We start from the raw sequence: 11,657 nt of genomic DNA, 5'->3' as shown, positions 1-11,657 counted from the left end.
CTTCTTTGTTGCCGAGCGTCGGCTCCGGCGCCTTCATTGCGTCCTTTGCGGGCGATGCCTCGGCGATCGGCGCCGCCGCCGGGCGCGTGCTGGCAGGGCTGGCCACGGCCTGCGGCTCCGCTTGGATGGGTGCAGGCGCCGGCTTGCCTGTCACCGCGCGCGGCGCGCTGTCTGCGGCGAGAGCCTGTCTCGGTGTGTTCACCGGCACTGCAGCAGCCGGAGCGGCCGCCTGTGCGGGCTTGCCGTGCAGGCGATCCAGCAGCGCCTCGAATTCGTCCTCGGTGATCTCGTCGGAGGCAGCACTGCCCGCAGCAGCCGCTGGCACGGACTGACCCGCGACCGCGGCCGAGGCGGAGACGGCTGCCTCGTTCTGCTTGCTCGCATGCAGGGCATCCAGGAGCGCTTCGAATTCCTCGTCGGTGATTTCGTCACCGGACGCAGCGGCGGACGGCTCCGTCTCGGCCGCCTGGGCGTCGGCGATGGCGGCCACTTCGGCAAAGGCCTCCTCGATGGTTTCCAGGGCCTCCTCGATGCTTTCGAGCACTTCTTCTTCCGCGTCCAGGACCAAGTCATCCGCAGTGCTGGACTCCGTTGCCGCCGCTTCGGCCTCCGGTTCGGAAAAGGCATCGAGCTGCGCCAAAAGCTCCGGGGAGGCCTGACCCAGCGCCTGCCCGGCGGCAATGGCGTCGAGCATGCCTTTGACCGTGTCGTAGGAAAACAGGATGACGTCCATCATGGCCGAGGACAAAAGCCGCTGTCCCTGGCGCAGCACGTTGAACACGTTTTCCGCGCGGTGGCAGACCTCGACCAGAGGCTCGAGATTCAGAAAACCGGCGCCGCCCTTGATGGTGTGAAAGCCCCTGAAGATGGCGTTGAGCAGATCGCGGTCCTGAGGCCTGCTTTCCAGGAGCACGAGCTGCTCGTCCAGCTGAATCAGTATTTCGCCGGCTTCGACCAGAAAATCCTGGAGTATGTCCTCCATCCCTTCCATTTCGTACATGGCCTTTCCCCTCAGAAGCCAAGGCTGGAAAGCAGATCGTCCACCTCATCCTGACTGGTAACGACATCCGTCCGACCTTGCGGATTGACTTGCGGGCCCTCCAACTTCCTGTCCGTGGCGACCCTGGCCGCCCCTGCCGGCCCGTGGCCGGCAAAGGCCTGCACCAGTCCCACCATCTGCTCCTCCACCTGCTGCACCAGATCAATGACGCGGCGGATAATCTGGCTGGACAGATCCTGGTATTCCTGCGCCATGAGGATGTCGGTCAGTCGGCCGCGCGTGGCCTCGCCGGCGCCTTTCACCGCTTCCAGAAAATCTTTCATTTCCCGCGCGAAGCCGGCGAACTCCTTGGGCGCCATCTCGCGCCGGTACATGCGCTCCCAGTGCCCCAGCAGCGCCGTTGCCTGCTGCTCGATGGGCTCCTGCAGCGGAATCAGCTCCTCCACTGCTTCCATGGTGCGGTGGGCAGCCTGCTCGGTCATCTCGATCACGTGCTGCAAGCGGGCCTTGGCATCGGGGATCTCGTTCTCAGCCAAATCCCTCAGCGCCGGATCGAAGCTCAGGCTCTGAATGGCCTGATGCAGCTCGCGGGTCAGCCGGCCCAGCTCCTGGAACATTTCGTGATCATGCACCTGCACCAGGTTTTTCAATTCCAGCTCGATCCCGGCGTGATCATCGACTTCCAGAGCGGACAGCAGGGCCTGGGCATGCGCCCGTATTTCACTTTTTCTTTTTTCCATGGCTCTCTTCCCCAGGCGCTAGGCCTGGCCCTGCAAGCGCTCGAAGATCTTGTCCAGCTTGGCCTTGAGCGTGGCGGCGTTGAACGGCTTGACAATGTAGCCGTTCACCCCGGCTTCGGCCGCTTCGACGATGTTTTCCCGCTTGGCCTCGGCCGTCACCATCAGCACGGGGATGCTCTGCAACTCGGGATCCCGGCGGATGGCACGCAGCAGCTCGATCCCGGGCATGTTGGGCATGTTCCAGTCGGTCACCACGAAATCGTAGCTGTGGCTCTTCAGCTTGCTGAGCGCCACGTCGCCGTCCTCGGCCTCGTCCGTGTTGTTGAAGCCGAGCTCCCGGAGCAGGTTCTTGATGATCCGGCGCATCGTGGAAAAGTCGTCCACAATGAGAATTCTTATGTTTTGGTCCAAAACGGGCCCCCTTGCCTCATCTAGCTTGCTTTAACCTACTTTCTGATATACCGCGCTGCTCCCGAAGCGTTTGATCTCCAGCCCGGCGATGCCGTGCTTGGGCGTTTCGGAGAACCCGGTCACGATGAAGCCGCCGGGATTGAGGCTCTGCGCGAGATTCGCCAATATCTTTTCACGGGCCGCCGCATCGAAGTAGATCAGGACGTTGCGGCAAAAAATCAGATCGGCCATGCCCAGGTTGCGCACTTGGCTTGCCTCCATCAGATTTCCCCGCCGGAAGCGCACCCGCTGGCGCAGTGCGGCAATCGGCCGCATGCCCTGGCCCGGGACCTCCTCGAAGTACTTGCCGAGCAGCTCGGCGGGGACGTGCCGCAACGCATAGGGCCCGTAAATCCCCTCTTCCGCCAGTTCGATGGCCTTGGGCGAGATGTCGATGCCGCCCACTTCCCAGCGCATGCCCATGGGCCACATGCCGTACTCCTGCAGCAGAATGGCCAGCGTGAACACTTCATCGCCCGAGGAACAGGCGGCACTCAGGACGCGCAGCACACCCTCGCCACGGCGCTTCTTGTCCTGGATCACCTGGGGCAGCAACTCCTTGCCAAAGAGCGTCAACTGGGCGGGATCGCGGAAGAAATAAGTTTCGCGCGTCGTCACCAGATTCAGCAGGACATCCCACTCGGGATCCGTCCCGCCGCGGGTCTCCAGATGCGAAACGTAGGCTTCGAAGCTCGGCAGCTGGAGTTCCTTGAGGCGCTGGCCCAGGCGGTTTTCCAGGATGTATTTTTTCTCCGCCGGGAAGTGCAGGCCGCTGCGGCGTTCGATCTGCTCGCGCAGCTGGGCAAAGGCCACATCGTTGAGGGCATGGTGTCTCTTGGTCTGCATCATCCTGGCATCGCGCTGTCTGGTGAAGGGATTAACGGCACAAAAGCCGCAAACTTAAGTGGGCAACGCCTTTTTTCTGGGACCACGCCGCCCCCGGGGGGCGACGCTGCCCTCCAGCCAGCCCTGCATGCGGGCGCGCAGGCGCAGCGTGGCCTGGCTCAGCAACTGGCTGGCGCGGGATTCGCTCACTTCCAGCACCTCGCCGATTTCGCGCAGGTTGAGTTCTTCCTGATAGTAGAGGCTGATCACCAGCTGCTCGCGCGCGGGCAGGTTCTCGATGGCCGCCTTGAGGTCCGCCTGGAACTTGACCGCTTCCAGGGTCTCATGGGGATTGGGGCTGTCATCGGTGAGATGACGTCCGAGAAAATCCTCGTCCTCGCTGTCGCTCAGGTCTTCCAGATGCAGCACCTGGGCACCGCGCGCCTCCATCAGCACGTCGTGGTAATCACTCAGGCTCATGCCCAGGGCGCCGGCGATTTCCTCCGACGAGGGCGCCCGCCCCAGGCGCTGCTCCAGCTGCAGCATGGCTTGCTGGACCTGGCGGGCCTTATGGCGGGTGCGCCGCGGCAGCCAGTCGTGCTGACGCAGTTCGTCGAGCATGGCGCCGCGCACCCGCAGCACGGCGTAAGTCTCGAACTGCGCGCCCTGGCCGGACTGGAAGTGCTGCACGGCATCCAGCAAGCCCAGCATGCCCGCCTGGATCAGATCGTCCACCGCGATGCTGGCCGGCAACTTGGCCATCATGTGGTAGGCCAGGCGGCGCACCATGGGCGCGTGCTGGGCGACCAGCGCCTCGGTGTCGCCCCGATGCGGGGCGCTGAAAAGCGGGATGCTCATGTGGGGACCGGATCCAGCAGGGCCTGGCTGCCGGCGATCAGCCGCTCCATGAAGAACTCCAGGCGCCCGCCGCTGCCCACCGGCCTGGGCCAGCGCTCGACGGTGGCGCTGAGCCGGCTGAAGGCCAGACTGGCCGGCGCATTGGGAAAGGCGTCCACCACCGCGCGCTGGAACTGGACCGCGCGCCGCAGCTTGGGATCGAAGGGAATGATGCCCATGAAGTCCAGCGACACGTCCAGATAGCGGTCCGCCACCTGGGCGATCTTGCTGTAGAGGGCGCGGCCTTCCTGGGCGTCGTGGACCATGTTGGCCAGGAGCCGGAAGCGTCGGTGGCCGTAGTCGCGGCTCAGCACCTTGATCAAGGCATAGGCATCGGTGATGGAGGTCGGCTCGTTGGAGATGACGACGATGATCTCCTGGGCCGCCAGGCTGAAGGTCATGACACTGCTCGAAATGCCGGCCGCCGTGTCGATCAGCAGCACATCCAGGGGCATGGTCAGCTCGCTGAAGGACTGGATGAGCGCCGCCTGCGCCCGCAGATCCAGCTCGGCCATGGCCTGAATGCCGCTGGCGGCCGGCACTACCGCAATGCCGTGCGGACCCTCGACCATCACTTCCTGCAGGGTCTTCTCGGCACGCACCACATGCCCCAGATTGAAGCGCGGCGCCAGATCGAGCAGGACATCCAGATTCCCGAGCCCCAGATCCGCGTCGAGCACCATCACCTTCTTGCCGGATTTGGCGAAGGCGATGGCCAGGTTGGCCACCACGTTGGTCTTCCCCACGCCGCCCTTGCCGCTGGCCACGGCAATCACGCGCACGGGATTTCTGCTATGCATCCGCCTCAACCCTTCTGCCTGATCCATAGTTTTTCTTTACCCTGCAGGAGTTAGTGTTACTTCTTAAAATGCGTTGCCGGCCAACCGCAGGCGGTCGCCGTAGCTCAGGGCCTGTTCCCGGACTTCGGCACCGCCTTCCGGCCGCCCCTTGGGCATCGGCTGGAAGAGCAGATCCATGAGGGCGGGCACTTCGGCACGGTGCAGATCCTCTGGCACCCGCTGCCCGTCCGTGTAGAAACTGACCGGAAGGCGCAGCTGCAAAAGCAGATCCAGCACCTCGCCCAGCTTGGGAGTTTCGTCCACCTTGCTGATGATGCAGGCATCCAACCCTTGGCTGCCGTAAGTGTCCAGCACGAACTGCTGATGCGCACGGCCGGCGGCGGCATTGATGACCAGCACCCGCTGCACGCGCTGGCGCATGGCGCTCAAAATGGCCAGCTGCTTTTGGATGCGCTCATCCCGCGGCGAAAAGCCCACCGTATCGATGAGCACCAGCTTCTTGTGCGCCAGCGCGTCGAGGCGCTCTTGCAGGGCCACGCCGTCCGGCACCACCTCCACCGGAATTCCCAGGATGCGGCCATAGACCCGCAAGTGTTCGGTGCCGGCGATCCGGTAGGTGTCGGTCGTCAGCAACGCCACCTGGTCCGCGCCGTACTTGAGGGAGAAGCGCGCCGCCAGTTTGGCGATGGTGGTGGTCTTGCCGACGCCGGTGGGGCCCATGAGAGCGAGCACGCCGCCGCGTTCGACCTTCTCCCCGGGCAGGGGCAGGTGCTCGCCGATGAAGCGGCGCAGGACCTCCTGCAACGCCGCCTCGCGGCTCAGCTCGGTCGGGCTGCTCAGGGTGGCCAGGATCTGCCGCGCGACGCGCGTGGTGAAGCCGAGCTGGATCAGCGGCATCAGGGCATAGCTGCCGCCGCTGCTGCGCGGGGTGGCCGGCGCCGCCTCCTGAGGCGCCGGCTCCGCTTTCGCCAAGCGGCTCTCCACCAAGCGGCGCATCTGCTCCAGCTCCCCTTTCAGGGCCGCCACCGTGGCCCGGGTATCGTCCTCGGCATCGTCACGCAGCGGCGCGGCCCGCTGTGGCGCTTCGGGCGCCTGCGGGGCGGCGGCAGGCGGCTCGCAGGCGCCCGGTTCGGCGCGTCCCTGGGCGAGCGCAGCCTGGAGATGCCGAGCGAAGCCGGCCTCCGGCTGCGCGGGTGCCTCCGCTTGCGGCGTTGCGGGCACGGCGTCGCGCTTGGCCAACGCGGCGTAGGTCGGATCCGGCGCCTCCCAGGTAGCCTCTTCCTGCGCCAGCAGCGCATCTTCATCGAAGTCGATGGCCGTGATGATCTCGACCCCGCCTTCCACCTGCCGGTTGGAAAGGATGATCGCGTCCGGCCCCAGGGCTTCGCGCACCTGGCGCAAGGCCTCCCGGCTGTTTTCCGCGTAAAAGCGCTTGATCTTCATGCCCGCCCTCCCAAGGTCGTCACGACTTTAACCGTCTTGCTCTCCGGTACTTCCGCATAGGAAAGCACGCGCAGCTGGGATGCGGCACGCCGCAGGAAACGCGACAGGATCGTGCGAATCGGGGCCGGAACCACAAGAACAGGCGTCATTCCCATCTTTTCGAAGTACTCCACTGCTTGCGTCGTCTGCGTCAGCATCCGCTCCGCCAAGCCAGGCTCCAGCGCGGAGCCTTCACCGTTGGCCTGCAGACTGTTAAGCAATATGTGTTCCAGATCCGGATCCAAGGCCATGACCTGAAGTTCGGCCATCCCCGAAAAGAGCTGCTGCACGATGGAGCGCCCCAGCGCCACCCGCACGGCGGCGGTCAGCGTGTCGGGATCTTGGCTGCGCGGCGCGTGATCCGCCAAAGTCTCGACAATGCTGCGCAGATCGCGGATGTGGATGCCCTCCTCCAGCAGGTTCTGCAGCACCTTCTGCACCGTGCCGAGGGGCAACAGCTTGGGCACCAGGTCCTCCACCAACTTGGGCGAGCTCTTGGCCAGATGGTCGAGAAGCTGCTGCACCTCTTCGCGGCCGAGCAGCTCATGGGCGTGCTCCTGGATGAGCTGGCTGAGGTGGGTGGCCACCACGGTGGCCGGATCGACCACCGTGTAGCCCAGGGCTTGACCGTTGTTTTTGTTCTCCTGGTTGATCCACAGGGCGGGCAGACCGAAGGCGGGATCGCGGGTGGCGGTGCCCGGCAGCTCGCCGATCACCTGGCCGGGATTGATGGCCAGCAGCAGATCCGGGAACACCTCGCCCTCGGCGATGCCCACGCCCTTCAGGGTGAGCCGATAGCCGCCCGGGCGCAGTTCCAGGTTGTCGCGGATGTGCACCGGCGGCACCAGGAAGCCGAGTTCCTGGGCGAACTTCTTGCGCACTGCCTTGATGCGGTGCAGCAGTTCGCCGTTCTGGCCGCGGTCGACCATGGGAATGAGGCGGTACCCCACCTCCAGGCCAAGGGGATCCACGGGCACGATGTCGTCCCAGCCCACTTCCACGGGTTCCGCCGCGGATGCCGTTTCGGGCGGCGCCTCCGCCACCGCGGCCACCGCCTGCCGCTGACGTTGCGCCATGTACCATGCCGCCGTGCCGCCGGCCAACGCCAGCGTGAGAAAGGCGAAATGCGGCATGCCGGGCACCAAGCCGAGCAGGCCGATGATTCCGGCGGTCAGGGCGATCACCTCGGGCTTGGCGAAGAGTTGCCCGACGATCTGCTGGCTCAGATGCTGCTCGGTGGCGACGCGGCTGACCACGATGCCGGCGGCCGTGGAGATGATGATGGCCGGGATCTGCGCCACCAAGCCGTCGCCGATGGTCAGCAGGGTATAGTTCTGCGCCGCCTCGGCCACCGGCAGGCCGTGCTGCAGCACGCCGATGATGAAGCCGCCGATGACGTTGATGAGCATGATCAGGATGCCGGCGATGGCATCGCCGCGCACGAATTTGCTGGCGCCATCCATGGCGCCGTAGAAGTCGGCTTCCTGGGCCACTTCCGCCCGGCGGCGGCGGGCCTCGTCCTCGCCGATGAGGCCGGCATTGAGATCGGCATCGATGGCCATCTGCTTGCCGGGCATGGCGTCGAGGGTGAAGCGCGCCCCCACTTCGGCAATGCGGCCCGCGCCCTTGGTGATCACCACGAAGTTGATGATGACCAGAATGATGAAGACCACCAGCCCCACGGCGTAATTGCCGCCCACCACGAAACTGCCGAAGGCCTCGATCACGTGGCCGGCAGCATCCGGTCCCGTGTGGCCGTGCAGCAGCACCACCCGGGTGGAAGCCACGTTGAGGGACAGGCGCAGCAGCGTGGCCATGAGCAGGATGGTGGGGAAAGCGGCGAACTCCAGCGCCTTGACCGTATACAGGCTCACCAGCAGGATGACCAGCGACAGGGCGATGCTGAAAGTGAAGAGCAGATCCAGCAGGAATGGCGGCAGCGGCAGGATCATCATGGACAGGATCAGGATGATCAGAACCGGTCCGGCGAACTCCTTGAGATCGACGCGTTTGAGGATGGCGAGCAGATCGTTCACGGTTGTCCACCCTGGGGATCAAGTTCGGCCGGCACGGCCAGGTCGACCGGGACGCGCGGCGCTTCGCCGCCTTCCGTCCGGTAAGTCCGCAGCTGGTAGACGTAGGCGAGCACTTCCGCCACCGCCGTATACAGGGCCGCCGGGATCTCCTGGCCGATCTCGACGTTGTGATAGATGGCGCGCGCCAGCGGCGGCGCCTGCAGCAGGGGCACGCGGTGCTTCATGCCCAGCTCGCGGATGCGCGCCGCCACCAGATCCTTGCCCTTGGCCACCACCTGCGGGGCGCGCATGCCATTCTGGTATTTCAGGGCCACGGCGAAATGCGTCGGATTGGTCACGATCACGTCCGCCTTGGGCACTTCGCTCATCATGCGCTTGCGCGCAGCCTCACGCTGCAGGGCGCGGATGCGGCCCTTGACGTGCGGATCGCCCTCCGACTCCTTGGCCTCCTGGCGCGCCTCCTCCTTGGTCATCTTCAGGTTCTGATTGTGCGACCAGATCTGGAACGGCACATCGATGGCCACCACCACCAGCACGGCCGCCGCCAGCACCAGGAAGGTCCAGGAGATCATGCCGCCGGTGTGCGCCACCGCCGCTTCCAAGGATTGCGCGCTGAGCGACAGCAACGCCAGGCGCTCGTCCCACAGGACCCACAGTGCCACGGCACCAATCGCCAATAGTTTGACGATCGCCTTGGCCAGCTCCACCAAACCGTGCTTGGAAAAGATGCGCCCCAAGCCCTTGGCGGGGCTCAGGCGGCCGAAATCCGGCAGCAGCGCCTGGGTGCTGAAATTCCAGCCGCCCACCAGAAAGGTCGAGAACACGGCCGCCGCCAGCAGCAGCAGCGCCAAGGGTGCCAAGGTGGCCGCCAGGTGCTGCAGCGGCTCGGCGGCAGTGCTCAGCATCACGTGCGGGTCGAAGGCCGCCTCGCGCTCGATCTGCAGCCCATCGCGCAGCAGCGTGGCCATGTCCCGGTAAAGCTGCGGCCCCAAGGCCATCAGCCCGCCGGCGGCGGCGAGCAGCACCGCCCCGCCCGACAGCTCCCACGAGCGAACCACCTGCCCCTTCTCCCGCGCCTCCTGCTGTCGTCGCGGGGAAGGGCTTTCGGTTTTTTCCTGGAAACTTTCCTCGGCCACGGCCTACCTCCTAGGGGCGCCCCGGCAGCGGCAGCGCCCGCAGCACTTGCAGAATCATGCGCAAGCTGTCGTCCATGGCCCGGTCGAGGAGCGGCGCCACGTAGGGCAGCACCAGGACCAATCCCCAGAAGCCCAGCCCCAGCAGCAGGGGAAAGCCAATGACGAAGATGTTCAGCTGCGGCGCGGCCTTGCTGAGCACGGCCAGGGCCACGTTGGCCACCAGCAGCACGCCGATGATGGGCAGAGCAAGGATGATGCCAGTTTTGAAAATGGTGCCGCCCCAGTTCACGAGCAGGCGCCAGGCGTGGACATCGAGTCCCTGCCCGGCGGCGACAGGAAAGTAATGGAAACTCTCCGCCAGGGCGGCGATGAGCATGAGATGCGCGTTGCTCGCCAGAAACACCAAGGTCGCCAGCAGCACCAGGAAATGGCTCAGCACCGGTACCTGGGCGCCGTTTTGCGGATCCATCAGGGTGGCGAAGCCCAGGCCCATCTGCAGGCCGATGACGTGTCCCGCGAACTCCACTGCCGTGAACACCAGGCGCATGGCAAAGCCCATGGCCAAGCCGATGAGGATCTGCTGGCCGATCAGCAGGGCGCCGGCGACCGACAGCGGCTCCACGGCGGGCATGGGCGGCAGGGTCGGCGCGATCACCAGGGCAATGAGAAGCGCCAAGCCGATGCGCAGGCGCAGGGACACCTGCGGCGCGCTGAAGACCGGGGCGCTGGACAGGAGAGCGAGCACGCGGAAGAAGGGCAGGAGCAAGGCGCCCACCCAGGCGCTGAGCTGCGCGCTGGTGATGCTCAGCATCTAGCCGACCAGACTGGGAATGTTCTCGATCAGGCGCCGCGTGTAATCCATCAGCAGGCGCAGCATCCAGGGCCCGGTGATCAGGAGCACCACGGCCATGAAAACGATCTTGGGGATGAAACTTAAAGTCATTTCGTTGATCTGCGTGGCCGCCTGGAAGAGACTGACGATCAGGCCGGCGGCCAGGGCAGTCAGCAGCAGGGGGGCCGAGATCAGCAGGGTCAGCTGCAAAGCCTGCTGGCCGATGGTCATGATGGTTTCGGGCGTCATCATGTGTAGAAACTCTGCGCAAGGGAGCCGATCACCAGGTTCCAGCCGTCCACCAGCACGAAGAGCATCAGCTTGAACGGCAGGGAGATGGTGACCGGCGACAGCATCATCATGCCCATGGACATGAGCACCGCCGCCACCACCATGTCGATGATGAGAAAAGGGATGAAGAGCAGAAAGCCGATCTGGAAAGCGGTCTTCAGCTCCGAGGTCACGTAGGCCGGCACCAGGATCTTCAAGGGCGTGGCCTCCGGCGCGGCAATGGGGCCGCTGCGGGACAGGCGCACGAAGAGCGCCAGATCGTCCTCGCGGGTCTGCCGCAGCATGAAAGTCTTCAGCGGACCCACGCCCTTCTGCATGGCTTCCTGCAGTTGGATCTGCTCCTGCATGAAGGGCTGCAGGGCCACCCGGTTCACTTGATCGAAGACCGGCCCCATGACGAAGAGGGTCAGGAACAGGGCCAGGCCGACCAGCACTTGATTCGGCGGCGTCTGCATGGTGCCCAGGGCTTGGCGCAACAGGGCCAGCACGATGATGATGCGGGTGAAGGAAGTCATCATGAGCAGGACCGCCGGCAGAAAGGTCAAGGCGGTCATGAACATGAGCGTCTGGATGCTCAAAGTGTAGGTTTGCCCGCCGCCGGGCGCCGGCGTGGAAGTGAAGGCGGGCAAGCCCGCGGCGGCCTGCGCCAGCGCAGGGGCCAGCAGAAAGCCGAGTGCCGCGAGCAGCGGCAGGCACCTGCGCAGCATGCTAAACATCTTTACCTCCGCGCCTTTGCAGGGCGTTCTTGAGCCAATCCGGGAAGTTCGGCAGCCCGTCCGCCGGCCGCGCCTCCGTTGCGGCCACCGGCTGCGCCAGCACGTGCAGGCGGCTGATCCGGGTACTCGTCACGCCGAGCAGCACCTGTTCCTCCCCGACCTGCACCAGCAGCACGCGCTCGCGGGCGCCCAAGGGCATGGCGGCGATGATGCGCAGGGGGCCGGCGCCGTTCCAGGCGGCCGGCTGCAGGCGGCGCAGCGCCCAGGCGGCAAAGACCACGGCGGCCAGCACGATGGCCAGCCCCGCCATCACCTGCAACAGGTTCCAGAAGGACACCGGCGAGGCCGGCGCGGGCGCGGCGTTGGCGGCCTGGGCCGGGCCGGCCAGGGCGAGTCCCGCGATGAGGATGGCTTTATGCAACAATGAGGCGTGGGACACCCGAAACTCCAGA

General features: G+C 65.5%; 13 protein-coding genes. All 13 read right to left on the bottom strand.

What is annotated here, in order from left to right; genetic code table 11:
• On the bottom strand, nucleotides 1-1,000 hold a 1,000-nt coding region (locus G579_RS17920; RefSeq protein WP_211218764.1), incomplete at its 3' end, for an Hpt domain-containing protein.
• An 11-nt stretch (nucleotides 1,001-1,011) separates the two neighbouring features.
• A complete protein-coding gene (locus tag G579_RS0114685) occupies nucleotides 1,012-1,740 on the bottom strand; it encodes a protein phosphatase CheZ (RefSeq protein ID WP_028990779.1) in 729 nt (242 codons plus the stop codon).
• Between the two features lie 18 nt (nucleotides 1,741-1,758).
• A complete protein-coding gene (gene cheY / locus G579_RS0114680) occupies nucleotides 1,759-2,151 on the bottom strand; it encodes a chemotaxis response regulator CheY (RefSeq protein ID WP_211218763.1) in 393 nt (130 codons plus the stop codon).
• A gap of 30 nt (nucleotides 2,152-2,181) precedes the next feature.
• Nucleotides 2,182-3,036: a CheR family methyltransferase gene (locus G579_RS0114675; RefSeq protein ID WP_028990777.1), complete on the bottom strand. Its 855-nt coding sequence runs from the start codon at nucleotides 3,034-3,036 to the stop codon at nucleotides 2,182-2,184.
• A 54-nt stretch (nucleotides 3,037-3,090) separates the two neighbouring features.
• Nucleotides 3,091-3,873, bottom strand: coding sequence for an RNA polymerase sigma factor FliA (locus tag G579_RS17915; protein ID WP_038020181.1), 783 nt, complete (start codon nucleotides 3,871-3,873; stop codon nucleotides 3,091-3,093).
• Entirely contained in the window at nucleotides 3,870-4,694 is an 825-nt protein-coding gene (locus G579_RS17910) for a MinD/ParA family protein (protein WP_330700684.1), read from the bottom strand. The genes G579_RS17915 and G579_RS17910 overlap by 4 nt, the downstream gene beginning before the upstream one ends.
• Nucleotides 4,695-4,775: 81 nt before the next feature.
• On the bottom strand, nucleotides 4,776-6,155 hold the full coding sequence (gene flhF, locus G579_RS0114660; RefSeq protein ID WP_028990776.1) for a flagellar biosynthesis protein FlhF: 1,380 nt from the start codon (nucleotides 6,153-6,155) through the stop codon (nucleotides 4,776-4,778).
• A complete protein-coding gene (gene flhA, locus G579_RS0114655; protein ID WP_051181753.1) occupies nucleotides 6,152-8,230 on the bottom strand; it encodes a flagellar biosynthesis protein FlhA in 2,079 nt (692 codons plus the stop codon). Before flhA ends, flhF begins: the two co-directional genes overlap by 4 nt.
• A complete protein-coding gene (gene flhB, locus G579_RS0114650) occupies nucleotides 8,227-9,366 on the bottom strand; it encodes a flagellar biosynthesis protein FlhB (RefSeq protein ID WP_028990774.1) in 1,140 nt (379 codons plus the stop codon). The genes flhA and flhB overlap by 4 nt, the downstream gene beginning before the upstream one ends.
• Before the next feature lie 10 nt (nucleotides 9,367-9,376).
• The gene (fliR, locus tag G579_RS0114645; RefSeq protein ID WP_028990773.1) at nucleotides 9,377-10,177 is read right to left on the bottom strand and encodes a flagellar biosynthetic protein FliR; all 801 of its coding nucleotides are present in this window, start codon (nucleotides 10,175-10,177) and stop codon (nucleotides 9,377-9,379) included.
• Nucleotides 10,178-10,450, bottom strand: coding sequence for a flagellar biosynthesis protein FliQ (gene fliQ, locus G579_RS0114640; protein ID WP_408033226.1), 273 nt, complete (start codon nucleotides 10,448-10,450; stop codon nucleotides 10,178-10,180).
• A complete protein-coding gene (gene fliP / locus G579_RS0114635; RefSeq protein ID WP_028990771.1) occupies nucleotides 10,447-11,205 on the bottom strand; it encodes a flagellar type III secretion system pore protein FliP in 759 nt (252 codons plus the stop codon). Before fliP ends, fliQ begins: the two co-directional genes overlap by 4 nt.
• On the bottom strand, nucleotides 11,198-11,644 hold the full coding sequence (gene fliO, locus G579_RS0114630) for a flagellar biosynthetic protein FliO (protein ID WP_211218762.1): 447 nt from the start codon (nucleotides 11,642-11,644) through the stop codon (nucleotides 11,198-11,200). The genes fliP and fliO overlap by 8 nt, the downstream gene beginning before the upstream one ends.
• Nucleotides 11,645-11,657 lie beyond the last annotated feature (13 nt).

This window comes from Thermithiobacillus tepidarius DSM 3134 (assembly GCF_000423825.1).
GTDB classification, from domain to species: Bacteria; Pseudomonadota; Gammaproteobacteria; order Acidithiobacillales; family Thermithiobacillaceae; genus Thermithiobacillus; species Thermithiobacillus tepidarius.
This window is presented reverse-complemented; position numbering and strand designations above follow the sequence as displayed.

Bases quoted from the DNA above. Each gene is read 5' to 3' on its own strand.
- G579_RS0114685 (WP_028990779.1), bottom strand. From the start codon at position 1,740: ATGGAAAAAAGAAAAAGTGAAATACGGGCGCATGCCCAGGCCCTGCTG.
- G579_RS0114675 (WP_028990777.1), bottom strand. From the start codon at position 3,036: ATGCAGACCAAGAGACACCATGCCCTCAACGATGTGGCCTTTGCCCAG.
- G579_RS17915 (WP_038020181.1), bottom strand. From the start codon at position 3,873: ATGAGCATCCCGCTTTTCAGCGCCCCGCATCGGGGCGACACCGAGGCG.
- flhF (WP_028990776.1), bottom strand. From the start codon at position 6,155: ATGAAGATCAAGCGCTTTTACGCGGAAAACAGCCGGGAGGCCTTGCGC.
- fliR (WP_028990773.1), bottom strand. From the start codon at position 10,177: ATGCTGAGCATCACCAGCGCGCAGCTCAGCGCCTGGGTGGGCGCCTTG.
- fliQ (WP_408033226.1), bottom strand. From the start codon at position 10,450: ATGATGACGCCCGAAACCATCATGACCATCGGCCAGCAGGCTTTGCAG.
- fliP (WP_028990771.1), bottom strand. From the start codon at position 11,205: ATGTTTAGCATGCTGCGCAGGTGCCTGCCGCTGCTCGCGGCACTCGGC.